Source organism: Paenibacillus albidus, from assembly GCF_014644435.1.
Lineage (GTDB): Bacteria > Bacillota > Bacilli > Paenibacillales > Paenibacillaceae > Paenibacillus_AQ > Paenibacillus_AQ albidus.
Map to the genome: position 1 here is coordinate 17,994 of NZ_BMKR01000005.1, position 24,078 is coordinate 42,071.

25 protein-coding genes and 1 other RNA gene are annotated in these 24,078 nt (G+C 49.7%); 11 read left to right on the forward strand and 15 right to left on the reverse strand.

Annotated elements, in window-relative coordinates:
* Positions 1-22 precede the first annotated feature (22 nt).
* The 6 genes from IEY53_RS06625 to IEY53_RS06650 form a co-directional block, all read right to left on the reverse strand.
* The gene (locus IEY53_RS06625; RefSeq protein ID WP_189023220.1) at positions 23-856 is read right to left on the reverse strand and encodes a hypothetical protein; all 834 of its coding nucleotides are present in this window, start codon (positions 854-856) and stop codon (positions 23-25) included.
* Entirely contained in the window at positions 840-1,880 is a 1,041-nt protein-coding gene (locus tag IEY53_RS06630) for a M42 family metallopeptidase (protein ID WP_189023736.1), read from the reverse strand. Before IEY53_RS06630 ends, IEY53_RS06625 begins: the two co-directional genes overlap by 17 nt.
* Positions 1,881-1,913: 33 nt before the next feature.
* Positions 1,914-2,246 (reverse strand): LapA family protein, encoded by a 333-nt coding sequence (locus tag IEY53_RS06635; RefSeq protein ID WP_189023222.1) that lies wholly within the window; start codon positions 2,244-2,246, stop codon positions 1,914-1,916.
* 88 nt (positions 2,247-2,334) lie between these two features.
* A complete protein-coding gene (gene pepF, locus IEY53_RS06640; RefSeq protein ID WP_189023224.1) occupies positions 2,335-4,125 on the reverse strand; it encodes an oligoendopeptidase F in 1,791 nt (596 codons plus the stop codon).
* Positions 4,126-4,339: 214 nt separating this feature from the next.
* Complete coding sequence (locus IEY53_RS06645; RefSeq protein ID WP_189023226.1) at positions 4,340-4,510, reverse strand: hypothetical protein; 171 nt, start codon at positions 4,508-4,510, stop codon at positions 4,340-4,342.
* 6 nt (positions 4,511-4,516) lie between these two features.
* Positions 4,517-4,750: a hypothetical protein gene (locus IEY53_RS06650; protein ID WP_189023228.1), complete on the reverse strand. Its 234-nt coding sequence runs from the start codon at positions 4,748-4,750 to the stop codon at positions 4,517-4,519.
* A 172-nt stretch (positions 4,751-4,922) separates the two neighbouring features.
* Here IEY53_RS06650 and IEY53_RS06655 point away from each other — a divergent pair, with 172 nt between their 5' ends.
* On the forward strand, positions 4,923-5,120 hold the full coding sequence (locus tag IEY53_RS06655; RefSeq protein WP_189023230.1) for a cold shock domain-containing protein: 198 nt from the start codon (positions 4,923-4,925) through the stop codon (positions 5,118-5,120).
* A gap of 165 nt (positions 5,121-5,285) precedes the next feature.
* Here IEY53_RS06655 and IEY53_RS06660 read toward each other — a convergent pair whose 3' ends face one another.
* Entirely contained in the window at positions 5,286-6,500 is a 1,215-nt protein-coding gene (locus IEY53_RS06660; protein WP_189023232.1) for an MFS transporter, read from the reverse strand.
* Between the two features lie 193 nt (positions 6,501-6,693).
* Here IEY53_RS06660 and IEY53_RS06665 point away from each other — a divergent pair, with 193 nt between their 5' ends.
* The 4 genes from IEY53_RS06665 to IEY53_RS06680 all read left to right on the forward strand — a co-directional run bounded on the left by IEY53_RS06665 (position 6,694) and on the right by IEY53_RS06680 (position 11,748).
* On the forward strand, positions 6,694-7,776 hold the full coding sequence (locus IEY53_RS06665; protein WP_189023234.1) for a tetraprenyl-beta-curcumene synthase family protein: 1,083 nt from the start codon (positions 6,694-6,696) through the stop codon (positions 7,774-7,776).
* 67 nt (positions 7,777-7,843) lie between these two features.
* The gene (gene pfkA / locus IEY53_RS06670; protein WP_189023236.1) at positions 7,844-8,815 is read left to right on the forward strand and encodes a 6-phosphofructokinase; all 972 of its coding nucleotides are present in this window, start codon (positions 7,844-7,846) and stop codon (positions 8,813-8,815) included.
* Between the two features lie 179 nt (positions 8,816-8,994).
* A complete protein-coding gene (locus tag IEY53_RS06675; protein WP_189023238.1) occupies positions 8,995-11,472 on the forward strand; it encodes a DsrE/DsrF/DrsH-like family protein in 2,478 nt (825 codons plus the stop codon).
* Between the two features lie 15 nt (positions 11,473-11,487).
* The gene (locus tag IEY53_RS06680) at positions 11,488-11,748 is read left to right on the forward strand and encodes a metal-sensitive transcriptional regulator (protein ID WP_189023239.1); all 261 of its coding nucleotides are present in this window, start codon (positions 11,488-11,490) and stop codon (positions 11,746-11,748) included.
* Positions 11,749-11,848: 100 nt separating this feature from the next.
* Here the strand turns inward: IEY53_RS06680 and IEY53_RS06685 are convergent, their stop codons facing one another.
* From IEY53_RS06685 to IEY53_RS06700, 4 genes are all read right to left on the reverse strand, one after another.
* A complete protein-coding gene (locus tag IEY53_RS06685; RefSeq protein WP_189023241.1) occupies positions 11,849-13,210 on the reverse strand; it encodes an MATE family efflux transporter in 1,362 nt (453 codons plus the stop codon).
* Between the two features lie 136 nt (positions 13,211-13,346).
* Positions 13,347-14,582 carry a putative glycoside hydrolase gene (locus tag IEY53_RS06690; protein ID WP_189023243.1) on the reverse strand — a complete coding sequence of 412 codons (1,236 nt, stop codon included), beginning with the start codon at positions 14,580-14,582 and terminating at the stop codon, positions 13,347-13,349.
* Between the two features lie 238 nt (positions 14,583-14,820).
* The gene (locus IEY53_RS06695) at positions 14,821-15,009 is read right to left on the reverse strand and encodes a hypothetical protein (protein WP_175374354.1); all 189 of its coding nucleotides are present in this window, start codon (positions 15,007-15,009) and stop codon (positions 14,821-14,823) included.
* Positions 15,010-15,179: 170 nt separating this feature from the next.
* Entirely contained in the window at positions 15,180-16,001 is an 822-nt protein-coding gene (locus tag IEY53_RS06700) for a YitT family protein (protein ID WP_189023245.1), read from the reverse strand.
* A gap of 320 nt (positions 16,002-16,321) precedes the next feature.
* Here IEY53_RS06700 and cshA point away from each other — a divergent pair, with 320 nt between their 5' ends.
* The gene (gene cshA, locus IEY53_RS06705) at positions 16,322-17,977 is read left to right on the forward strand and encodes a degradosome RNA helicase CshA (RefSeq protein WP_189023247.1); all 1,656 of its coding nucleotides are present in this window, start codon (positions 16,322-16,324) and stop codon (positions 17,975-17,977) included.
* Positions 17,978-18,033: 56 nt separating this feature from the next.
* On the opposite strand, the gene IEY53_RS06710 is transcribed toward cshA, so the two are convergent.
* Positions 18,034-18,129, reverse strand: a complete 96-nt coding sequence (locus tag IEY53_RS06710) for a dihydroorotate dehydrogenase (protein ID WP_189023249.1) — start codon at positions 18,127-18,129, stop codon at positions 18,034-18,036.
* Positions 18,130-18,307: 178 nt separating this feature from the next.
* Here IEY53_RS06710 and IEY53_RS06715 point away from each other — a divergent pair, with 178 nt between their 5' ends.
* The 3 genes from IEY53_RS06715 to IEY53_RS06725 all read left to right on the forward strand — a co-directional run bounded on the left by IEY53_RS06715 (position 18,308) and on the right by IEY53_RS06725 (position 19,962).
* Positions 18,308-19,117 (forward strand): YesL family protein, encoded by an 810-nt coding sequence (locus IEY53_RS06715; protein ID WP_189023251.1) that lies wholly within the window; start codon positions 18,308-18,310, stop codon positions 19,115-19,117.
* A gap of 104 nt (positions 19,118-19,221) precedes the next feature.
* A non-coding RNA gene (gene ssrS, locus IEY53_RS06720) (6S RNA) lies at positions 19,222-19,413 on the forward strand.
* A 159-nt stretch (positions 19,414-19,572) separates the two neighbouring features.
* Complete coding sequence (locus IEY53_RS06725) at positions 19,573-19,962, forward strand: DUF1499 domain-containing protein (protein WP_189023253.1); 390 nt, start codon at positions 19,573-19,575, stop codon at positions 19,960-19,962.
* A gap of 191 nt (positions 19,963-20,153) precedes the next feature.
* Here the strand turns inward: IEY53_RS06725 and tpx are convergent, their stop codons facing one another.
* Entirely contained in the window at positions 20,154-20,672 is a 519-nt protein-coding gene (gene tpx, locus IEY53_RS06730) for a thiol peroxidase (RefSeq protein ID WP_189023255.1), read from the reverse strand.
* Between the two features lie 114 nt (positions 20,673-20,786).
* On the opposite strand from tpx, the gene IEY53_RS06735 reads away from it, so the two are divergent.
* Together IEY53_RS06735 and gltC are read left to right on the forward strand one after the other, a co-directional pair.
* Complete coding sequence (locus tag IEY53_RS06735; RefSeq protein ID WP_189023257.1) at positions 20,787-21,422, forward strand: rhomboid family intramembrane serine protease; 636 nt, start codon at positions 20,787-20,789, stop codon at positions 21,420-21,422.
* Between the two features lie 5 nt (positions 21,423-21,427).
* Complete coding sequence (gene gltC / locus IEY53_RS06740; protein WP_189023259.1) at positions 21,428-22,318, forward strand: glutamate biosynthesis transcriptional regulator GltC; 891 nt, start codon at positions 21,428-21,430, stop codon at positions 22,316-22,318.
* Positions 22,319-22,695: 377 nt separating this feature from the next.
* Here the strand turns inward: gltC and IEY53_RS06745 are convergent, their stop codons facing one another.
* Both IEY53_RS06745 and IEY53_RS06750 read right to left on the reverse strand, forming a co-directional pair.
* Entirely contained in the window at positions 22,696-23,364 is a 669-nt protein-coding gene (locus tag IEY53_RS06745) for a zinc metallopeptidase (RefSeq protein WP_189023260.1), read from the reverse strand.
* Between the two features lie 33 nt (positions 23,365-23,397).
* Complete coding sequence (locus IEY53_RS06750; protein ID WP_189023737.1) at positions 23,398-23,829, reverse strand: MerR family transcriptional regulator; 432 nt, start codon at positions 23,827-23,829, stop codon at positions 23,398-23,400.
* Positions 23,830-24,078: the final 249 nt, after the last annotated feature.

Here is a 24,078-nt window from a genome sequence, read left to right on the forward strand (position 1 = left end):
TAACTAAGCACAGTATCCCCCCTTATTTCCCCGCCACCGCAATCATCTGCACCACGGGCCGGGAATCGCCTTCCAATACACGCTCGGCGGCATTCATCTGCGAGGAGCCGTCTCCGTCGAGGAAGATGCCTTCGCGGCCTTCACCGGGAACGGCCTCCAGAACGGCTGTGCGGAACTCAGCCGCTGTACAGAGGGATGGCGTGACAATCAGCCACACCTTGCCTGTCTTGTCGTAGACGAGGCCAGAGCGCATCCGCTGCTCATCGGCGTAGGGCAACTGCTCGGCCTTTACTGCCGCCTCCCATAGTGCTTCGTGCTGCAGGTTCATGCTGATGCCGCCTTGAGCGAAGTAGCGGGAGCGGTCCGTGACAGTGAGTTCTTCCGCCGAGGAGACCACCTGCACTGAAAAAGCGCCTGTAACTCCATCCCAGACTAGTGTTCCACGCGCGTATTTGGCATTGAACCATCCGGAACCATACGCCCGCTGCGCGCCGTTCACAGGCTGATCATTCATGATGGCAATGGACAGCAGATCTTCCCCGTAAAAAAACCCGCCATTTATACCAAAAGCGGCTATTTGCCGAAGAGGGGTCTTATCCGCTCTTAATCTGACATCCTCCGGCTTAACGGACATCATGTGCAGCTTTACTTGATCCTTGCCGGCTTCAAGATAGGTATAGCGCTGGGGGAGACCATCAAAGGCTTCAGGATTAGACTTGTCCATAAAAAGCATGTCTGACCGCAGCAGCCCGGCGAGCAAAATAATCACCACGACCAGGACGCCCAGGGCCAGCACCGGTCTCCGTTTCCATAGCTCTTTGAGCTTGTTGCTGCGAAGCTCAGTTCGCACCGACATAGGCAGCCAGCAATTTGACCGTATTAAAGACGGCTTGCTTGTGAGTGCGCTCCATAGAGTGGGAGGCATGTACGCCTGGTCCGATGAGCGCCGCGCGGATGTTGTTGCCGCCTTTCAGCGCGGCGGAAGCATCAGAGCCATACTGGGGATAAATATCTACAGCATAAGGAATGGTCAGCTCTTCAGCCAGCTGAGTCAAACGTCCTGTCATGGCATAATCATAAGGCCCGGAGGAATCCTTCGCGCAGATGGAGACATCGGTTTCCTTGCAGCTTAGATCATCGCCCATGCAGCCCATATCCACAGCGATCATTTCGCTAATACCGCCGGGGATCCAGGAAGCGCCATGTCCGACTTCTTCATAGTTGGAGATCAGCAGTGACAGGTTGTGCAGCGGTTTCCAGCCTTCCCGTTTGATGCTCTCCAGCAGGCCCATCAGGGCAGCAACGCTTGCTTTGTCATCAATATGACGCGATTTGATATAGCCGCTTGGGGTAATTACCGCCCGGGCGTCGAAGGAAATGAAGTCCCCGACCGCGATGCCAAGTTTCATGACCTCTTCTTTGGTTGAGACAAGCTCGTCGATGCGAACTTCCATATTCTCCTCAGAACGCTTGAAATCACGGGCATCTGTGTATACATGCACCGAAGGGTGACTGGTAAGAATGGTGCCGGTGTAAGTCTTCCCGCTGCGGGTGTGAATGCTGCAGTATTCATTTTCAATACTGTTCATGGTGAAGCCGCCCACAGAGGTCAGCCGCAGGGTTCCATTGGATTTGATGGAGCGGACCATCGCACCGAGTGTATCTACGTGAGCACTTAGACCGATGGTCCGCGAAGGATCTAAGCCGGGGACGGATAGAATCACGCCGCCTTTTTCATTCCAGCTGAGCGGAATGTCGAGGGCTGCGGCTTCCTCAGCAACAAGCTTCATAACCTGAGCGGTGAAGCCGCTGGGACTGGGCGTATCAAGCAACTTTTTAAGCAGCGCAAGAATGTAATCTTCATTGGGTTTGATCGTCAACAATGGATATTCCTCCTGTTCATTGGAGCCTTTCTAGAGCTTTTCCTGCAGCTCGGCTGAAGGGCTTGCGGATGGGTTGTCGTTGTCAAACGGCAGGCCGTCCAGAGATGTATGGGCATCCCGGAGCTTGGCTAGCTCGGCGGACAGGAGCTTGATTTGCTTTTGCAGCTTGTATTGGCGAAAAATGCCGTAAGAACCGACAATAATCCCGCCGATAAGTGCGCAGCCGAGAATAACCAGAATCAAGGGGATACTCACAACATTAAAACCGAAATTAACCTGAACCGGATCTACGTTAATCACAGCAAATACAGCTGTAAGAAGTGCAAAGATAAGACCGGCAATAAGCGACCATTGAATTCTCATGGGGAAACTTCCTCCTTCGTGCAAGGTGACAGTACAAATCCCCTGCCCGGAAAGGGCAAGGGATTAATGCAATACTAAACTTTATGCCTTATTTGGTCAACTGTTCCATCTGTTCGATCACACTTTCGAAGACGCTCATCGCTTCGCGGATCGGTTCAGGGGAAGACATATCGACACCGGCTTTGGACAAAATATTAATGGAGTAGTCGCTGCCCCCGCTTTTGAGGAAGCCAAGATAACGGTCCACCGCCGGTTTGCCTTCTTCCAGGATCTGCTTTGCAAAGCTGGTTGCCGCCGAGAAGCCGGTCGCATATTTGTATACATAGAAGCTGTTGTAGAAATGCGGAATCCTAGCCCATTCCATCTCGATATCCTTATCCACAACCATATCTTTGCCGTAATACTTCACGTTAAGATCGTAGTAGATGCTGGATAGATCTTGCGGTGTCAGGGATTCACCCTCTTCGGCACGCTGGTGGATGATCTTCTCGAACTCAGCAAACATCGTTTGCCGGAATACGGTGCCGCGGAACTGGTCGGCATAGTAGGTGAGCAGGTACATTTTTTCCTTTGGATCGGTCGACTTTTTGAGCAGATAATCCATCAGCAGGGCTTCGTTTGTAGTGGAAGCCACTTCTGCCAGGAAAATCGTATACTGTGCATCCCGGTATTTCAGCGTAGTGTCCGAATAATAGGAATGCAGGGCGTGCCCCATCTCATGCGCCAGGGTGAACATGCTGTTCAGGTTGTCGTTATGGTTCAGCAGGACATAAGGGTGGGTGCCGTAAGCCCCCCAGCTGTATGCGCCGGTGCGTTTGTTCTCATTCTCATACACATCAATCCAGCCATTGTCATAACCTTCCTGCAGCACTTTCAAATAATCCTCGCCTAGCGGCTTCAGACCTTCTTTAGTGATCTTTTTCGCCTCATCAAAAGTAATATCCATCTTGTATTCATCGACCAGAGGAGCGAACAGATCATACATGTGCAGCTCATCGACGCCGAGCAGCTTCTGGCGAAGCTTCATGTAGCGGTGCATAAGCGGCAGGCTCTGGTGAACCGTATCAATCAGGTTAGTGTAGACTTCCTTGGGAATATTGTCACCGTAGAGCGACATCTCCAGGACAGAAGGGTATTTGCGTACACGTGAGTAAAAAACGTTCTTGTTCACATTTGCGCTGAGGGTAGCTGCAATGGTGTTTTTTTGCTTGCTGTAAGTTTCATAGACCGCCTTGAAAGCGCCGCGGCGCACTTCACGGTCTGCACTTTCCAGAAACTGAATGTAATTTCCGTGGGTCAGCTCCACCTCTTTGCCGTTCTCACCCTTGATCTTCGGAAACTTGAGGTCGGCGTTGTTCAGCATGCCAAAAATATTCTGCGGTGCCTGTGAGATGTTGCCGACTTGGGCCAGCAGAGCTTCTTCAGTTTTGGAAAGGATATGTGCTTTTTCGCGTTTCATTTCGGTTAAGGTGAACGTGTAATCGGACAGCTCCGGGTCTGCGATGAACTCATCCAGCTTCTCAACCGGCAGGGAGAGGATTTCCGGTGTGATAAACGAGGTCGCCTCGCCGGCTTCTACACCAAGCTGCTTCGCTTTTTGCGACAAGGCCTGGTAAGTGGGAGCCGCTGTATCTTCATCCTGGCGCATATGGGCATAGACATAAAGTCTTTCCGTTTGCAGCCCCAGCTTGTCATCAAGCTCGAAGCAGGCCTTCAGGGCAGGAGCGGAATCCAGCGTTCCCTGGAAATCGGCTGCTTGCTTGATAAGCGTCTTGGCTTCTGCATATGCAGCATCCCAGTCCTTCTGGGAACCGAACATATCCTCAAGCTTCCAGCGGTTCTCAGCAGGCACTTCGCTTCTTTTTGGTAATTGTTCCATAGAAATCCTCCTCGAATGATGAGATGAAGCCGGCATATTCTCCGGCAGGGGGTTTGCTGATAATAAATCCCCGGGGAGCAGACTAAGCGCCAGCAGAAGAGGGAGGGATTTGGACACAAAGGGCATAATACCCGCCTCCTGACAATGTTAGGTGGGTTTAGTATGCCCTGCCAAATCCTGATTATTAATCCTTCTGCCGCTTGCCAATCTGAAGTTATGCCAGCAAACTGTAAATGACAAAAACAAAGGCGCTGGCGATCAGAATCACAGCGGTCAAGGCCATGCCCCGCTTCAGGCGGGGAGGTACCCTGTCCTTGCCCATGATCAGCACAACGCCGAGGCATAGCACGACAATGATATAAATAGTGAGATTCTCATTATCCATAATCGGCTATACCTGCTTGAACGCGGCGATAATATTGTTGTACTCTTCCTCATTATCCTTATAGGATTCTTTATTGAACCGGTTGTGTACCCATTGCATCATGGCCGGACGGCTGAGGAAGGTATGGGTTTCTTCGCCCCACTGGTCGGAAATTTCCCGGAGAATAATATACCGGCCTTGGACCTCCACAGTCATCATATTCCATTTGTCTGTTTTGTATATTTCATGTTTTTTGATCATTATGATTACCACCCTGGCGATTTTTGGCTTTTGGCTCCATGATAACGCAACGGAGAAGAGAAAAGCAAATTAATTCAATTATTGAAGCAAAAGATGGATTGCACTTCGCATTTTACAGGAGTATAATGTAAGTATACGCCATATATGGCGGTATTTTTAGGAGGTTGTTCATTTGAAAGGTACAGTAAAATGGTTTAACGCAGAAAAAGGTTATGGTTTTCTTCAAGTAGAAGGCGGCGAAGATGTATTCGTGCACTTCTCGGCAATTCAAGGCGACGGTTTCAAAACTTTGGATGAAGGTCAAGCGGTTGAATTCGAAGTCACTGACGGTAACCGTGGTCCCCAAGCAGCTAACGTAGTCAAATTATAAGAAATAGCAGCTTATCTTGCTGCTATAAATATAGGGTTCGTATGGCAAGCACTTGCAAGAGTGGCAACCAGCACTTACACAATACACAGCCTCACAAGGCTGTGTTTTTTTGCATAAAAAGACCGGCAGCCAGAAGGCTTGCCGGTCTCTTTATGGTCAGGAATTTCACTTGTCAGACGGCCGCAAAAGGGAGTCGGAAAGATGCCTCCCCAAAAATCCGGCAAAAGCCAGCAGGGAAAAGGCCGTGGCCAGTAAATAAAATACGGTGGGACCGGCGTTTTCGTAAAGAATGCCGCCAAAAGTACCGCTCAGGAGTCCGGCAACACTGGACCAGATCACCGTGAAAATAGCGAGTCCTGTAGCCCGTAAATGATCGGGAATGATCCTTGTGATGTACCGCACCCCCGTTACATAAAAAATACCGAAGGAGACACTGTGCAGGGCCTGAATCGCAATAATGGAGCCCGGGTGCTGTGCCAGTGACATAAAGAGAAAACGCATCGCATACATGAGGCTGGCCAGGGCGAGCAGCGGAAGCTCTTTGAAGCGTTCTCCATATTTGCTTAACAGAAAGAAAATCGGAATCTCGCTTACCGCAGAGGCAAGCAGCGCCCATCCGATAACTTCCTCGCCGGCACCCAGCTGTTTTAGACTGAGGGTGAGGAAGGCTTCGTTCATACGGTGTCCCAAGGCAAGCACGAAGACACAGCTGAAGAACCACAGCACCTCTTTTCGCAGCAGTATTTGTTTGAGGCCGTCTGCACTGCGGGGTTTATTAAGGATATCCTCTTCTTGCTCTTGAAGCCCGGGAGTAGGCTTGACGTCTTTAAGTCCGATTGTAATCAGAAGTGCCCCGATAACGATAATAATACAGACCGCCATGCTCCAGGAGGAACCCAAGGCCCTCAGCGCATATCCCACCGTCAGCGCAAAAAAGGCATAACCTACTGAACCAAATACGCGGATAGAAATAAAATTGCGCCCATACCGCTGGGCCATTTTGATGGCCATAGTATCGGCAAGCGGGAAAATAGGGTAATAGAAGAAATAGAATAAGGATAATATAAACATTACGGATGAGAAATCGGAAGCTCTGGCGAGTAGCAGGGCCGTGATTAACTGCCCGGCCAGCAACAGGACAATAATCTTTTTGATGGTTCCAAGCCGGTCGCTCATCATGCTCCAGAACAGATTGGACAAGATGGAAATGAGCGGTCCCAGGGCGTACAGAAACCCAACTTGGGAGCTGCTGAAGCCCAAATGTGTATAAAATAACGGGAAATAGGAAACGACAAGCACACTGGTGCCGTAAAGCACAAACATAAAGGAACGCAGCCAGTTCTGATCGCTGAACGGGTTGCCGGACCGGGTTGAAAACATGAAGTTGCACTCCTCCGGATATCAAATAAGGCTAGTATAGCATAAAGGATTCCGGCATTGTTTCTTAATATTGTGGTATTTCTGAATCTTTCAAACGTTTTGCGAAAGTGATTTTGTTGTTTGTACAAATACGCTGATCATATTATAATAATGATGATTTGGATAAGGAGACAACAATGTGGAGGCACTGTCATTGAGTGAAATTGAGCAAGGCCGTTACCTTAGCCCCCGCGGCCCGATCGGGCTGATGAAGAGGGTCTACAAGTACGTGCTGCCGGAAGTGAGAGAATGTCTTCAGTTCTGGCGTCAGGATGCGGAAGGGATTCCCGATCCCGAGCTGCGGAAGCAAGCGCTCGCAAGCATTGAAACCAAACAGTTTCATTGTGAAGGCGGCGGTATTTATGCCGCCGGCAATTTATCGATGAGACATATACTTATTCCGCTTATTGTTGCTTATCAAACGATCAGCGATTATCTGGACAACCTCTGTGACCGCAGTACTTCTCAGGATCCTGACGATTTCCGGCTGCTGCATCAATCCATGCTGGATGCGATTCATCCGGAAGCAAGTCCTGTGAACTATTATGCGCTGCGCAGTGAGCAGAATGATGGCGGTTATCTGCACCGACTGGTCCGCAAATGCCAGGAGATGGTCGCGTTGCTGCCGGGTTATTCTGCTGCGGTACAGGAGATCCATGATTTGGCTGTGCTGTATACAGATCTGCAGGTCTATAAGCACATCAATCCGGATTTAAGGGAGGATGCCCTGAAGGATTGGTGGAAGGAAGAGGGGGAAAGAGCTCCTCATTTACACTGGAATGAGTTTGCGGCAGCTACGGGATCTACGCTTGGTGTATTTATGCTGTTTCTGGCATCCTGTGATCCCGGATTAAGCAGCTCCGCTGCGTCTTCCATACGTGCGGCCTATTTTCCGCATGTGTGCGGTCTGCACATTATGCTGGATTACCTGATCGATCAGGATGAGGACCGTGCCGGCGGTGACCTTAACTTCTGCAATTATTATGACAACCCTGATATCATGCTGAACCGGATCGCTTCCATTGTGGAATGGGCCCGCAAGGATGTCCGGAATCTTCCCGAGACCTCAATGCATCGTATGGTCATCGAGGGATTGCTGGCACTCTATTTATCCGATCCAAAAGTCAGCGAACAGCGGGAAGTTCGCTCTGTATCCAAACGTCTGATGAAGGGAAGTCCGCTCACAAGGCTATTCTTTTTCGTCCACAGCCGCTGGATACGCAAGCATATGTACTAGCAATGCTGCCGGGCCGTATCCATTTTACAGGACGGGGCTCCGCACAATTCTAAGGAGGAACAACAGAATGGCAACAATCAAAAAGATCGCAGTATTAACCAGTGGTGGAGACTCGCAAGGGATGAACGCCGCCGTCCGTGCGGTAGTCCGGAGTGCACTTTTCTTCGGAATTGAAGTGTACGGAATTCAGCGCGGGTATCAGGGCCTGCTGAACCGTGATATTTTCCCAATGGATCTGCGCAGTGTCGGCGATATTATCCAGCGTGGGGGCACTATCCTGCAATCTGCGCGCTGTCTGGAATTTCTGAAGCCTGAAGGCCAACAAAAAGGTGCGGATATTCTGAATGAAATGGGTATCGACGGTCTGGTGGTTATTGGAGGAGACGGTTCTTATCAAGGGGCCAACAAGCTTAGCAAGCTGGGGGTCAAGACCATGGCTCTGCCGGGTACCATTGATAACGATATCTCCTTTACAGACTGCACGATTGGTTTCGATACTGCGGTTGGAGTAGTTGTAGATGCTATCAACAAGCTTCGTGATACCATGTCTTCCCACGAGCGTTCTTCCATCGTTGAAGTTATGGGACGCCACTGCGGGGATATTGCTCTTTATGCAGGTCTGGCTTCAGGCGCGGAAACGATTCTGGTGCCGGAAATGCCGTATGACCTGAATGAGGTTGCGGACCGGATGCGCGACAATTTCGCCAAAGGCAAACGTCACAGTATTGTGATCGTGGCCGAAGGGGTAGGCAAAGGTGAAGATGTAGCCCTGGCCCTTAAAGACCGCCATGCCTCTCTTGATGCTCGAGTTACCGTGCTTGGACATATTCAGCGGGGTGGAACTCCAACTCCGGCTGACCGCAACCTGGCCAGTCGTCTCGGTGACTTTGCTGTCCGCAAGCTGATTGAAGGCGAGTCGGATAAAGCTTGCGGTATTATCAAAGGGGAGCTTACCCTTACGGATATCGATGTCGTTGTTAACACCAAAAAGGACTTCAACCTGGAGCTCTACGAATTGGCTTCACGCCTGTCCCAATAATCATCCCTTGTTCTACCAAGCCCTGCGGAATCCCGCTGGGCTTTTTTATGTGGATAACTCCAAATAAATAAGGCTCAAGCTCTATTTGGCTGCTGGGAGTGGAGAACCTCAGAGTTGACAATATACCCCCACCCGTATATATTATACCCCATAGGGTATATTAACGAGGAGGAAAACAGATGAAGAGACGTATTCTTATTGTTGGAGGAGTAGCGGGTGGAGCCTCCGCTGCAGCCAGATTGCGCAGATTAAATGAGCAGGACGAGATTACTATTTTTGAGCGGGGGGAGTTTGTATCTTTTGCCAACTGCGGTCTTCCTTATTATATTGGCGGGGCTATTGATTCCCGGGACAAGCTGTTCCTGCAGACTCCGCAAGGCATCAAGGACCGCTTTAATATAGAGGTCAATGTTCAGACGGAAGTTACTGAGATTGTCCGGGAACAGAAGCTGTTGCGGTTCAGAAACAGAATCACCGGGGAAGTTGGGGAACGTTCTTATGATCTTTTGATTTTATCACCCGGTGCCAAGCCGGTTATGCCGAACATTCCGGGAATTGCGGAAGCGAAGAATGTATTTACGCTGAGAAATGTTCCGGATACCGATGTTATTAAAAGCTATGTGGACAACAAGCACCCGCAGCATGCCACAATCATTGGGGCTGGTTTCATCGGCCTCGAAATGGCCGAAAATTTGCGGGAACGCGGACTTGCGGTCACGCTTATTGACCGGGGTTCCCAACTGCTGGGCCCACTGGACCCGGAAATGGCCCGGCTCGTGGAACAACAGATGAAGCTGCATGGGGTGGAACTGATGTTGAATGAAGCTGTTGAAGCTTTTGAAAACGAAGGAAAACTGCTGCGATTGGCTTCGGGGAACAATCTCAGGACCGATATGGTCATTATGGCGATCGGGGTTGTGCCCGAGAACGATTTGGCGCGTCACAGCGGACTTGAGCTTGGTTTTCGCGGAGCGGTAAAGGTTAGTGAAACGCTTCAGACAAGTGACCCCAGCATTTATGCGGTAGGCGATGCGATTGAAGTACGCGACTATCTTCATGGTTTCGAGACAATGGTCTCCCTGGCCTGGGGAGCGAACCGTCAAGGCCGGCTTGCAGCCGATCATATTAACGGCAGAGCTATAACGCACAATGGGGCGCTGGGTACGGCTATCATCAAGATATTCGACCTGACAGCGGCATCGACGGGCAGCAATGAGAAGACCTTGATCCGGCTTGGGAAACCTTTTGAAGCCATTCATATTCATCCCAATTCCCATGCAGGGTATTATCCCGGCAGCGCTCCCCTCGCCATGAAGCTTCTTTTTCATCCGGTCGACGGAACATTATATGGAGCACAGGTTGTGGGTGCCGATGGTGCAGACAAACGGATTGATGTAATCGCCACAGCGATTCGCGGTCAATTGAAAGTCCAAGAGCTGGCCGAGCTTGAGCTTGCCTATGCTCCGCCCTATTCCTCGGCAAAAGATCCCGTGAATATGGCGGGATATGTGGCTTCCAATGTGATAGACGGGCTGGTGTATAATATACAGTGGCATGAAGTGGATGATTTTGTCGAGCGGGGCGGATGGGTGATTGACGTCAGAGACGAAGTGGAGCGTTTGGCAGGATTCATTCCAGGCTCGATCAATATCCCGCTGGCCCAACTTAGAGAACGGCTGGCCGAAATTCCCCGCGAAACACAAATAGCTGTCGCCTGCCAGGTTGGCCTGCGGGGATATATTGCCGCCAGACTGCTTACCCAGCATGGATATAAGGTGCGGAATGTCGACGGAGGTTTCAAAACCTATGCTGTAATGGCAAGAGGGAGCCAAGGCTATGCCGGCAAACCTTCGGATGGCAGCGGGGAAGCAGCTAGGGAGAGTTCTATGAAGACAACAACTAATGTAAATCCCGCAGATGAGACGTTAATCCTGCTGGATGCTTGCGGTTTGCAATGCCCGGGGCCTATACTCAAAGTATATGAGACGGTCCAAAGTATGGAAGCTGGCCAAAAGCTGGAGATCACCGCCACGGATTTTGGCTTCGCAGCAGATATTGAGCAGTGGAGCCTGAAGACGGGGAATTCGCTGGAATCCCTGGACACGGCAGGCGGTCAAATAAAAGCCGTGGTCCGCAAGGGTCTTGGCGGGCAAGCCGGACTCCCTGTTGCTCCAGATGCACACAACCGGGAAGGAACAACGATGATTGTATTCAGCGGGGATCTCGACAAGACGATTGCTTCCTTTATTATTGCGTCGGGTGCAGCGGCGATGGGGAAGAAAGTCACCATGTTCTTCACGTTCTGGGGTCTGAATGTTTTACGTAAGCAACAAGCCCCCCGCATTGACAAAACAGGCATGGAAAAAATGTTCGGGATGATGATGCCCCAGGGAACGAAACATCTGCCTTTATCCAGAATGAACATGGGCGGGCTGGGTCCCAAAATGATCCGCCATGCCATGGAGCAGAAGAATGTTGATTCACTGGAAAAGCTGATGGCGGGTGCGGTTAAAGCGGGCGTCCGTATGATTGCCTGTACGATGAGTATGGATATTATGGGCATCAAACCGGAGGAATTAATGGACGGTGTCGATTTTGGCGGAGTTGCCAGCTATCTGGGTGCGGCTGAAGACGCTGGTGTGAATTTATTTATTTAAGGGATGTGATCAGCGATGGAATACGATAAAGCGATCAGGAATCGGCTTAAACGGATCGAAGGACAGGTGCGGGGTGTACTGGGCATGCTGGAAGAAGGGCAGGACTGCCGCGAAATTGTAACCCAGTTAACGGCGATCCGGACCGCCGTGGACCGCACGGTGGGTGCGGTCATCGGTGCCAATCTGGAGCAATGTATCCAGGAAGAGCTGGATAAGGGGAACGCTCCCAATGAGGTCATTAAGGAAGCGGTGGAACTGCTCGTCAAAAGCCGCTGAACCGAACCAAGAGGATAGCTGTACTACAAAAGAAGAAAAGGAACAGTAGCGGGATATCCGCACTGTTCCTTTTCTTTTGTAACTTTTGCAGGTCCTGCATTTATTTTGTAGCGGCTCTGACAGCATAACTCCTTTGAACCTTGACGAGACGGGCCAGGAGCAGCAGAGCTCCGATAGCGAGGCCGGTAATCAGTCCTATCCAGTACCCATAGGCCCCTAAGTCCGTATAGGTTGCAAGAATGTAGCCGACCGGCAGGCCTATGACCCAATAAGCGATAAAGCATATCACAAAGGCGGGGCTCACATCTTTGTAGCCGCGAAGCACCCCTTGGGTAGGAGTAGCAATCGCATCAGAGATCTGGAAGAAAATCGCATAAATCAGGAAGTGCTGAATCAGCGAGATCACCTGCGGCTCATCGGAATACAAACCGGCAACATGATCACCCGCGAACAGGAGCACAAGTGCCGTAACGAGTGAGAGGGCGGCAGCGAGGCCAATCCCGATGATGCTATACTGCCGTGCATCCTTCAGTCGGCCGGAGCCAGTCTCAAACCCGACAAGAATGGTCAGGCTCATGCAAATACTCAGTGGAATCATATACAGAGTCGAAGCAAAATTAATGGCTGCCTGATGCGCCGCTATTGTAACAGTGTCGAACCGGCTCATCAGCAAGGTTACGGCCGAGAAGACTGCCGTCTCAAAAAAGATTGAGAAGCCGATAGGTACGCCGATCCTCAGCAGCTCTTTGAAACTGCGCAGCGACATGGAGTGGAGACTCCGGAACAGCCGGAGGCTTACAAATGGCTCCGAACGGTAGATGATCAGCAAGGCAACCAGAAAGATCACCCAATACGTAATCGCCGAGGCTACGCCGGCTCCCACCCCACCCATGCGGGGAAAGCCGAAATTTCCGTAGATCAACAGGTAATTCAGACCCACATTGACGGGCAAGGCGATCAACGTGACGAACATGGAGACACGGGTCTGCCCAAGAGCGTCAATGCAGCTGCGCAGCACGGTGTATCCGAACAGCGGAATAACACCAAAGGAGATCGCACTTAGAAAGCGGAAGGCGATATCTCTTACAGCAGGCTCCAGATTCATAAAGTCGAGAATAGGAGCCAGTGACAAGAAGCCGGCCAGTAGAACAAGCAGTGATATGAGCAGCGACAGCCACATTCCCTGGGTGACCTGGTAAGCAACATCCTTGTCATTCCGGCTGCCCATAAGATGAGAGACAATGGGGGTAATCCCCATCAGGATTCCGCTCAGTCCGGTCTGGACGGGAATCCACAGGCTCGTGCCAATGGCAACGCCGGCCAGGTCGGCTGTGCCGAATTTGCCCGACATGTTGGTATCAAAGAAAGTAATGGCAGACAAAGCAATTTGCGTAATCAGTATCGGAAGTAAAATATGCAGGAACTGTCCTGTTTTTTGTTGTAAGGAAGTAGTTGGTTTCATGACTTGCGCCTCTTTGTCTGAATGGATTAATAAAGTTCATGAACTCAGTAAAAGACCCGGCAGCTGCCGGGTCCGTATTCACTGAAGGAGTAATAAGTAGTGCTATTAGAATATAGGAAGATTAGAGCAAAATAGGTTATTTCTCGTAATTAACATTTTCGGTGTAACGGTTGTTGGCATTCCAGAGCAGGAACTCATCAATATTCTGGTCCTTAAGTGCGCGAACCTGGTCTTCAACCTGCTGTTTGCCGTATTTGATATAATGTCCGCTTCCAAGCCAGCTGGCTGTGAAATCCTGAATCCATGGCCGGATGATCGGCTTGTAGCTGCCCAGCGGATTCAGTTTCTTGTGGGTATCCACCATGGAACCCTTGATAGTAGCGTAAGGGTCCTTATCGGGATCTTTTACATCAAACCAGCCGGTCGAGTAATGACTGGGATAGACCATTGGACTGATGACATCCACATTTTTGGAAATCTTCACAAAATCCTGGCCGATGCCTTCGGCTGCAGGGACAGAGGCTGCATATCCGAAAATATCAACGGATACCCGGACACCGAGGGGACCAAGCTCCGATTTGGCATATTTGACAAAGTCAGAAACGATTTCAACGCGCGGCTTAGCGTTTTTGGTGTACTTAAGTGTATCGGCGCGTTTTTCGAATCCTTCCGGAAACCGGACATAATCAAACTGAATTTCCTTGAAGCCCAGCTTGGCTGCTTCTTTCGCAATATCCACATTATATTTCCAGACGTCTTCACTATACGGGTTGACGAAGCTGTCGCCGCCCTTATTGGCCCAAACACTGCCATCTTTATTGACGAAGGATAATTCAGGGTTCTTTTTGGCGAGCACGGAGTCTTTGAATACGACAATGCGGGCAATTGGATACACCTCATGCTTCTTAAGGCGTTCCATCAGCTTGTTGATATCACCGATGAACTTCTGCGATTCGCCCATGGCCAAAAGCTCCGGGTTATCCGTCTTATAGGTGATATAGCCGGCGTCATCCTTGATATCGATGACCATGGAATTAAGCTCCGTATTGTCTAGCAAGGCAAGCAGCTTCTCCATCCGTGCACCGCCTGCGCTGTAGGCTGTTACATAAATGCCTTTAACCTTTGGCGCGTCCGGCTGCGGATCGGCATGCAGTGCAGAATCAGGACCGTCCGTTTCCGTTGCGGGAGTGGCAGATGGTTTAACCCCTGCGGGGTTTGGTGAAGCAGATGCTGCCGGGTTGCTGTTGTTTTGTGCGACGATGGGGGGATTCTTGGCAGATTGCAAGACCGTTGCCACATCGGCGTCATGATGGCCTGGCTGCACGCCTACACTTCCCAGGGCCATCATCAATAAAGCCCAGGTGATGTTCATTTTGTTTTCTCTCTCCCTTGTATGTACGTTGCTTTTAAGTATATAGGAACGGTTGCTCTTTAAAAAGAACAGACTTGTAACAAATCTTCCTGAATAGAAATGTTGTAAAAACCGCTCTTGATGTTTATAAACGGGCTGCACCGTTTCTAAACGCTATTTACAAAGTAAATGCCGCCCGGATTCGGCAGTATGGCCGAACCCGGACGGCAATGAATCAAGAAATCCTCTTGCAGCTTGCTTAATGAAGATACGCAGAATTCTGATGTTCACAGATGCTGTAATGGATAATATCCATGGCATCAGCCGGTTCCAGAATACTCAGCCCGTCACGCAGAACGATCACAGAATTCAGTTCGTCCTGTTTGAGAAACGGCATCATATCAGGATACCACCTCATGACGATTGCTGACAGTTTTACCGTTTCCATTTCCACAAAAATCACCCTTTCCTTTTTCGAATGGTACTGAAAATAAATTCAGGGATCACTCAGAAAAACGAAGTGCCGGAAAAAAGGGTAAGGCAGAATCTTCATGAAATTGTAGGGGGCCTGCGTGAGTATAATATATCACATTTCCAAAGTATGTGCATGGATTCTCGTTACCGTTTGCGGAATGATCCCATCACGCCGACAGTTTCCACTATATTCACAAAAGCCTGCGGATCCGTTGTTTTGATGATCCGTTTGAGCTCAGCCAGCTCATAACGTGTTGTTACTGTCATTAGCATGTCCTTTTCCACATGGGAATAAGCGCCTTCAGTCTTAATTTTTGTAACTCCGCGCTGCAGTCCCAGCAGCTGCTGGAGCAGCTGGTCGGTCCGGTTGGTAACAATGTATACGGTGACCTTGATATGGCTGATGTGGATCATATCCACGACTTTGCCTGTCACATAAATGGAGACCATGGAAGCCAATGCAAGGTTCCAGTTTCCGTCGAAATAGGCAGCCGCGAGAATGACGAGCGCATTGAGTGCCACCATTACAGTGCCCACAGGGAAATCCCGGTAACGGGTTATGATGGAGCCCAGAATATCGAAACCGCCGGAGGAACCACCGGCACGGAATGAAATGCCGCAGCCAATACCTACAAGGACGCCGCCGAACACGGAGGCAAGCAGCATATCGGAAGCGACCGCTTTTGCCGGAATCAACGTCATGAACCAGGTAGTGGCTCCTACGGACAACATGCTAAGCACGATAAACCGCCGCCCAAGCTGGAACCATCCTGCGGCGAGCAGCGGTATATTGAAGAGAAGATACAACAGGCTGATGTCAAAAGGGGTAAAGTACCCCACCAGCATGGACAGCCCCGATACCCCGCCGCTAAGCAGGCGCTGCGGAATCAAAAAGAGGTTGAAGCCGGAGGCAATCAAGGCTGAACCTAATATAACACTTACGTATGTCCCAATTCGTTTTAACAAGCAAATTCACCCCTGTTGCGAAATGTAAATCATGAAAGAAAGGAATACACTGGTATTCCTCTTGTAGTTTGTGATATAATGTATAGGATATTCTTGAGTAGAACGTTACAATGGTATTTTTGCATTGCACTGGAATGTAAGATTACAATTGGTCAGGTACATAGAAGTGCCTGGGAAGTAGGACATTTTTTGGTCCCAAATACGCGCTAAACCATGCAGAGAATCCTGAATAATTGGACAGCCTATATATGTGTTTACCGCTACTTAAGAATACAGACAAGCATGTGGAATGTCCACTATATAAAAGGAGCACGAATAATTTGAAAACATTTGCTGAATTTGATTTGCAGCCTAAAGTATTACAAGCAATTTTGGAACTGGGATTTGAAGAAGCTACACCGATCCAAGAGCAGTCTTTGCCGCTTGCACTGGCCGGTTCGGACTTAATTGGCCAAGCACAGACAGGTACAGGCAAGACAGCAGCCTTCGGTATTCCCCTGATTTCCAAAATCGATCGTGAAGATGAAAAAATCCGCGCACTCATTATGACGCCAACCCGTGAGCTTGCCATCCAGGTAGCGGAAGAAATCGGTAAATTGGCCCGTTTCAAAGGCCTGCGTTCCCTGGCAATTTATGGCGGACAGGATATTGGCCGTCAAATCCGCGGATTGAAGAAAAAACCACAAATCATCATCGGTACCCCAGGCCGTCTCCTTGACCATATCAACCGTAAAACCATCCGTTTGGACGATGTTCAAACCGTTGTATTGGATGAAGCGGATGAAATGCTGGATATGGGTTTCATGGAAGACATCCAGTCTATCCTGAAGCTCGTGCCGGAAGAACGCCAAACGATGCTGTTCTCTGCTACAATGCCTCCCAACATTCAACGTCTTGCGCAACAATTTCTGAAGAATCCTCAGCACGTCTCGGTTATTCCGAAGCAAATCAGTGCACCTCTGATTGACCAGGCTTATGTAGAAGTTCCTGAACGCCAAAAGTTTGAAGCACTCAGCCGTTTGATTGATATGGAATCTCCTGACCTGGCAATTGTTTTCGGACGTACAAAGCGCCGGGTTGATGAACTGGCCGAAGCCCTGCAAAAACGCGGATATTCCGCAGACGGATTGCATGGCGACCTTTCCCAGAACCAGCGTGATGCGGTAATGCGCAAATTCCGTGATGGCAGCATTGACGTGCTGGTAGCAACGGATGTAGCGGCTCGTGGTCTGGATGTGTCCGGTGTTACTCACGTTATCAACTTTGACCTTCCGCAAGATCCGGAAAGCTATGTACACCGTATTGGCCGTACAGGCCGCGCAGGCAAGGAAGGTACTGCATGGTCTTTTGTGACTCCACGCGAAATGGACCATCTGCACCTGATCGAACGTGTGACTCGCCACCGCATTACACGCAAGCCTTTGCCAACTATGGCTGAAGCCATTGAAGGCAAGCAACGCATTACAGCAGAACGCCTGCTGGGTATGGTAGAGAATGGTGAGCTTAATGAATACAAGGGAATTGCCATTCAATTGCTGGAGCAATATGATTCCGTTCAATTGCTGTCTGCAGCCATGAAGCTTCTTACCGGTGACACGAAGGATGCTCAGATCGAGCTGACTCCTGAAGATCCGATCCGTGCGAAACGCCGTGGCGGCAAGAATGATATCCGCAGCGGGCGCAAGCCTAGCGGCGGTTACGGCGGCAACCGTGGCGGATACAGCGGCAGCGGCGGCAGCGGTGGCGGCGGATACCGTGGCAATCGCGACAACAGCACCGGAAGCCGTGGCGGATATAGCAGTGGCGGCAGCAATTACGGCAGCGGCAGTGGTGGTTATGGCGGCGGCTACAAAGGTAACCGTGATTCTGGTGCCTCCCGTGATGCGAGCCGCAGCGGTGAACGCAAACCGGCTTCCCGCCCAAGCAGCAGCACCAGCACACGTCCGGCTAAACGCGAAGATTCCTTCGATATCTAAGCTGAGCAACCTAAGAAGACGAGATCCGCTTTGCGGTCTCGTCTTTTTTTGTTAAGTTATACGAAAGTGCGAGTGATGATCACAAGCAGGATGAACAAAACAAGAATGGTGGCAGTAGAAGTCCAACCTCCGTAGCCAACTGGTCCGGACATGGGATTACCTCCTTTGAAATTGGTAATTGTCTGGGTTACGTTTCTAATATATGGACGAAATGAAAGAAATGAATAGATGATCACCTATAAATCCTCAACTTGGGCGCTGGAAAAGAACGGGTCAAATAAGGTATAGTAAAGATACGCAGTATGCGCGAGACAGACAGGAGGAAGGGCATTGGAGTTTAAAGGAGCAATGGGCGGTTTATATCGCATCACGGAATGGATATCACGTATCGCTTTCAGTAATATTTTATGGGCGTTATGTTCAATTCCATTTCTGTTTGTGGCATTTATGAAGATTTTGATGTTGGGAACAAATCAGGGAGGGCCCAATGAACAGATCACATTGAACTGGGCATTAGGGATATTGGCGCCTTTCACAGTGTTCCCGGCAACAGCAGCGTTATTTACAGTAGTACGCAAGTGGGTTATGGGCAATACGGATATCGGGACTTTCCGCACTTTTTTTCAAGGGTATAAAGAGAATTATGTAAAGAGCATGCTGGGAGGCGTCATTTATACTTTGCTGTTCGTCATTATGTACGTCGATGTGACGGTCTATATGACGCAGATGGCCAATTTCAAGATTGTTGGCATTCTGATGCTGGTATTGATGATTATTCTGTTTGTATCCATGTTTAACTTTTTCTCCATCGTAGTTCATTACCAAATGACCTTCAAAGAAGTGGTTACAAATTCCTTTCTGCTGACGATCGCCCGTCCGTTCCGTGTATTCTCCACGCTGATCGGGTCAGGGGTTCTGGTCTATATAGGTCTGCGGTATCCGGCGCTTTATTTCATTTGTATTCCGACTCTGATCGCTATGCTGGCATTCTTTAACTTCTATGCTACTTACAACAAGCTGCAACTGCAGGTTGAGAAAAAGAAGCTGGCAGACGAAGAAGCGGCTGCGCTCGCAAACGGCGAGTCCGAGGAAGAGGAAGAAACGCGGGAGAACGAGGATAAGGATCTTAAGCGGATATAACATAAAGTGGCCTGGGATTGCGGAAGACGGCGGGAATATAATCCAAGTGTAAATTTAAAGCGCATACAGGTTTACATTTTCGTCAAAACGCAATATAATAATTGTAATTCCTGCGATGCACGTTACGGTTGCTCGTTGTTTTGAACCAATGATAATGTCTTGGGAGATCTACATGGAACGCAGCTGAAAGGCCCTGTCTACATGACCTGGGGAATTCAAAAACGTTGACTGCGGTCACCCACCTGCTATAGCAGGTTCAGAAGACACTGTAGCCGGACGGCATAGGCGGGTTTTACAATGTTCTTGCCAGGCGCCCTGTTTCCGCAATACATAGGAAACAGGGCGCCTTTCTGTCCTTCGGGAGCCTGGAGAAAGTGAGCTATGCTCTTTTGTTCCGGGCATAAGAGTGTTACACTTAGACTAATGAACTTGGGATTTGAAGAGGGGGAAGAATTTTGTCGTTGAAAAGAACCTTGGTTGGCTTATTTCGCAGTCATGATGGAACAAGCGACCGTGCCAAAGATCCAGCACTCAAAACTCGTTACTACAATCTTTCCAGAGACAAGGCATGGGATGAAGTGACGGCAACGCTGAAGAAGATACCTGGCTTCAAGGTGCTGCATGAAGTGCAGTCTGTCGGAGAGATCATTCTTGAGAAAAAGACAGCCTTCGGCCGTACGCTCGACATCACGGTTTCGGTCCTCAGTACCACACCTGTGCGATGTGCTGTCGATTTGTACTCCGCCTCCAGAGGATCGCTAGGCGATTTGGGGGCCAATTACCGTGTGATTCAGCGGTTGTATGATTCGCTTGACAAGAAGCTTGGGAAATACAAAGTGGATTAATGCTACGGATAAATAAGGATCAGCCCTGCCTCTTAAAGAGAAGGGATTGTATGCGGTTTCGGACGGTTTCCTTTGCGAGAAACAGTCTGCTGCCGGAATATCTGAAACATTATAAAAAGCGGAAGAAGGATGCCCTTCTGCCGCTTTTTTCAAAATATAAGAATATTAATTCTTCGGGGAAGATAGGAAGTCTACAGCAGGCCTTTGACTGCGTTAATCGCTGCTTCATAATTCGGATGCTCTGCCATCTCGCCAAGATATTCGACATAAGCCAGCTTGTCATTCTTGTCGATTACAAAGATGGAACGCATGTCTAACCGGAACTCCTGAATCAGGACACCATAGGCCTGTCCAAATGAAGCAGCCTTGTGATCGGATAAAGTGATGACCCGGTCAATTCCGGCGGCTCCGCACCAGCGGGCTTGGGCAAAGGGCAGATCCATGCTGACCGTGAGGATTACTACATCGTCGCCGAGTTCGGCGGCCTCACTGTTGAAGCGGCGGGTCTGCGCATCGCATACACCGGTATCCAGAGAAGGGACAACGCTGATCAGCTTGATTTTGCCGGCATAATCACTGAGGGACACTTCTTCCAGAAGGTTCTTGCTCAGGACAAAATCCGGTGCAGTGTCGCCCGCTTTGAGTTCGGGTCCTACAAGCGTGATGGGGTTGCTTTTGAAGGTGGCTGCGCCAGTTCTTTCTTGGGTCATATCCTTGTTTCCTCCTCGAATTGCTATATTGGATTGTTACTGCCACAATAAATTATAATCTTTTTAGATAGATGATGTCCAACGGCTATACAAATACATAAAAGGATGGGTGTTATGATTTTCATACGGTACGAGAACTGGAGAAGTTATATAAGGTATTATCCTGTAACCTGCTTGCTTGTTCTGGCGAATGTAATCATGTTTATTGTTCTTACCTTTAACGGAGGATCAACGGATCTGCAGACGCTTGTCGATTACGGTGCGATGGTGGATCTGAGTCCCTTCAAGGAGGAGAGTTGGCGTTATGTGGCAGCGATGTTTTTGCATAACGGGTTCTCACATCTGTTCTTTAACGCTTTTGCCCTCGTGGTCTTTGCGCCGCCGCTTGAGCGCCTGCTGGGCTGGTGGCGTTATACGCTGCTATATCTGGCAGGAGGAGTGCTCGCCAATGTATTGAGCATGCTCTTAAGCACACCCTCGCCTACCGGGGGAGGTACGGTTTCTGTAGGCGCTTCAGGGGCAATCTACGCCGTATATGGCGCGTTTTTGTACATTGCTTTACTGCAGCGTGCCATTATGGATGAAGGTTCCCGTAAAACGCTGTACGGGTTGCTGGTGATGGGGGTTATTATGTCTTTTGCAATTCCTTATGTCAATTGGGTGGCCCATATCGGCGGCCTGGTAGCAGGCTTTTTCATCTATGGCCTTATTATTCGTATATTCAAAAAAAGCCGAAGACAGGAGCGGTGACAAGCGTGGAGCTTAGACAGCTGCAATATTTCTTGAAGGTTGCCCAGAAGGAACACGTCACAAGAGCGGCGGAGGAGCTGCATGTGGCCCAGTCTGCGGTAAGCCGCCAGATTCATCAGCTGGAGCAGGAGCTCGGGGTGGACTTGTTTATGCAAAAAGGACGCAACCTGCAGTTAACTCCGGTGGGTCAGCTCTTTTGCAAAAGGGTAGACAGCCTGCTTAAGGAACTGGACCGATCCGTAGCGGAGGTGCATGAATTTCTGGACCCGGAACGCGGGGAAATTCGCATCGGGTTTCCGCATAGTCTGGGTACGCATCTGATTCCAACGATAGTAGCCGAATTCCGCCAGCATTATCCGCATGTCAAGTTTCGCTTTAAACAGGGGACCTACCCCTCGCTTATCAAGGATGTGCTTTCGGGTGAAGTAGATTTGGCTTTTATCTCGCCTTTTCCGGGGAGTGACGAACAGGTAACGGGTGATGTTGTGATGACGGAGGAGCTTTTTGCCATCCTGCCGCAGAATCACCCGCTGGCAGGGGAGACGGTCATCCGGCTGGAGCAGCTGAAGGATGAGAAGTTTGTGCTGTTCAGCCAGGGATATTCGCTGCGGCCGATTGTCTGGCAAGCTTGTATGCAGGCCGGGTTTCAGCCGCAGATTGCTTTTGAAGGCGGAGAGACCGATACCATTCGCGGTCTGGTGGCGGCAGGGATGGGGGTCAGTCTGCTTCCCGAGATGGCGCTCTTTCAGACCAACCCGCTGCAGCCAGCCCAGGTGAGGATCGTGGAGCCGGCTGTGACACGTACGGTTGGGTTAATTCACCGGACCGACGGCAAGCTTCCCCTGGTTGCACGATCTTTCCGGACCTTCCTGCTTACTTATTTTAGAGTGAAGTAAAGGGTCAAATCCGTATTCAGCGGTTGACTTGGTCCCGGCAACCACTCGTCACCGGGATCGGCTGTGCAAGGAAGCGGACTCAGGGGATCTTATTTGAGGCAACGAAGGGTGTTGTCCTTTTATACGGACAGAGGTGCTCTTATTGTATGTTCTCTAGCCCAAAATGAGGGTCAATGGATCATTTCGCGGCACCTGAGTCCGTTTGGCCAGAAAAATGAGCTGATTTCGCGAAATAACATTTCTCCGGTCCGTTAGTCTGTCAACAGCTTATTTTGAGGCAGAGTTAAATAAAAGACGTATATTTGAATATGCATATAACAAACACCCCGGTTGGCTTTTGGCCTTCCGGGGTGTTTGGCGTTAAATTTGCAAAGGCTTTAATCGCGGTTGCCGAGGAAAATGGTGATCAGGCGCAGCAATTCAAGCAGGGAGACCAAAGCGGCGGCAACATAGGTTAATGCAGCGGCGTTAAGGACCTTGGCGACTCCGCGTTCTTCCTCATTGCGGATGTAGCCTTGCTCCACCATGACTTGGCGGGCCCGGTTGCTGGCATTGAATTCTACCGGCAGGGTCACCAGTTGAAAAGCGACTGCGGCGGAGAAAAAGATAATCCCCAGACCGACCAGATTCATGGAGCTGAACAGAAAGCCGGCAATCAGCATGAACGGGGCGACACCGGAAGCGATATTCACTACAGGGAACATCCGGTGGCGCAAGGTCAGCATCGGATAATGTACTTTATGCTGTATGGCATGGCCGACCTCGTGACAGGCAACGGAGATAGCTGAAATGGAACTTTCGTAATATACGGGTTCCGACAGGCGCACAACCCGTTGGATCGGATCGTAATGGTCGGAGAGAGCGCCACGTACAGGCTCGATAGGGACGTCACTGAGTCCGTTGGCGTCCAGCATGTGACGGGCGGCTTCATAGCCGGTAATGCCGTTGGCATTGGCGACCTTGGACCATTTGTTGAAGGTTCCTTTGACCCTGAATTGAGCCCACAAAGAGAAAAGAAAAGCTATTATTACCAATAAGTACATCATATGTGCATTCCTCCATAGTAGTTGTAACTATGTTTACATTGGCGGCCCTTGTGTGAGCAGAAGGCGGATCGCTTCCATACAGGCAGCACCCTGGGGAAGCAGGGTGGAGAGTGCGCGTCTTGCCTGTCCCGGCTTGAGTCCGCTAATCATTGGCTCGAGTGCTTTGACCTCACGTTCGAGGCGCTGCATATGAATCTCCAGCTCGACCAGCTTATCAGATACATCCGTTTCGGTAAGCTCCTCATTCCATTTGCTCATCATGGTTTTGATTTCTTCCAATGTATACTTGTCTTGCTTTAATTGATTTATACGTTCCAGAGACACCAAGGTTTCATGGCTGTACAACCGGTAATTCTTTTTGCTTCTGGATTCCGGAACAATGAGTCCCAGCTTAGTGTAATAATCAATGGTACGCTCACTGATATTGGAGGCTTTGGCCAGCTCGCCAATGCGGTATAAGATCATATCCCCAAGTCCATTCACCTCGTTTCTTTTGGCTGCCAAACCGTTTGTCAGGGTGGCAGCCCTGCTTCTTTATTGTGTAGTTATAATGATATCAAACCTAAAACCGTACAGTCAAACGTCACACTTACCTAAAGTATATGATGAAAGGAACGAAAGGATTCAAGGATATGTTCTGGTATATTATATATAACATATTGTGTTAGGTTATAGCGAATTCTTTTTAGTTTCTGATTTATATCCTGGTTATAT

What these genes read in the sequence shown, in the direction of transcription:
- pepF (WP_189023224.1), bottom strand. Translation starts at nt 4,125, where the DNA reads ATGGAACAATTACCAAAAAGAAGCGAAGTGCCTGCTGAGAACCGCTGG.
- pfkA (WP_189023236.1), top strand. Translation starts at nt 7,844, where the DNA reads ATGGCAACAATCAAAAAGATCGCAGTATTAACCAGTGGTGGAGACTCG.
- IEY53_RS06735 (WP_189023257.1), top strand. Translation starts at nt 20,787, where the DNA reads ATGATTTTCATACGGTACGAGAACTGGAGAAGTTATATAAGGTATTAT.
- IEY53_RS06745 (WP_189023260.1), bottom strand. Translation starts at nt 23,364, where the DNA reads ATGATGTACTTATTGGTAATAATAGCTTTTCTTTTCTCTTTGTGGGCT.
- IEY53_RS06680 (WP_189023239.1), top strand. Translation starts at nt 11,488, where the DNA reads ATGGAATACGATAAAGCGATCAGGAATCGGCTTAAACGGATCGAAGGA.
- IEY53_RS06660 (WP_189023232.1), bottom strand. Translation starts at nt 6,500, where the DNA reads ATGTTTTCAACCCGGTCCGGCAACCCGTTCAGCGATCAGAACTGGCTG.
- IEY53_RS06690 (WP_189023243.1), bottom strand. Translation starts at nt 14,582, where the DNA reads ATGAACATCACCTGGGCTTTATTGATGATGGCCCTGGGAAGTGTAGGC.
- IEY53_RS06750 (WP_189023737.1), bottom strand. Translation starts at nt 23,829, where the DNA reads ATGATCTTATACCGCATTGGCGAGCTGGCCAAAGCCTCCAATATCAGT.
- IEY53_RS06710 (WP_189023249.1), bottom strand. Translation starts at nt 18,129, where the DNA reads ATGTCCGGACCAGTTGGCTACGGAGGTTGGACTTCTACTGCCACCATT.
- IEY53_RS06635 (WP_189023222.1), bottom strand. Translation starts at nt 2,246, where the DNA reads ATGAGAATTCAATGGTCGCTTATTGCCGGTCTTATCTTTGCACTTCTT.
- IEY53_RS06625 (WP_189023220.1), bottom strand. Translation starts at nt 856, where the DNA reads ATGTCGGTGCGAACTGAGCTTCGCAGCAACAAGCTCAAAGAGCTATGG.
- IEY53_RS06695 (WP_175374354.1), bottom strand. Translation starts at nt 15,009, where the DNA reads ATGGAAACGGTAAAACTGTCAGCAATCGTCATGAGGTGGTATCCTGAT.
- IEY53_RS06685 (WP_189023241.1), bottom strand. Translation starts at nt 13,210, where the DNA reads ATGAAACCAACTACTTCCTTACAACAAAAAACAGGACAGTTCCTGCAT.
- IEY53_RS06645 (WP_189023226.1), bottom strand. Translation starts at nt 4,510, where the DNA reads ATGGATAATGAGAATCTCACTATTTATATCATTGTCGTGCTATGCCTC.
- IEY53_RS06650 (WP_189023228.1), bottom strand. Translation starts at nt 4,750, where the DNA reads ATGATCAAAAAACATGAAATATACAAAACAGACAAATGGAATATGATG.
- IEY53_RS06675 (WP_189023238.1), top strand. Translation starts at nt 8,995, where the DNA reads ATGAAGAGACGTATTCTTATTGTTGGAGGAGTAGCGGGTGGAGCCTCC.
- tpx (WP_189023255.1), bottom strand. Translation starts at nt 20,672, where the DNA reads ATGACCCAAGAAAGAACTGGCGCAGCCACCTTCAAAAGCAACCCCATC.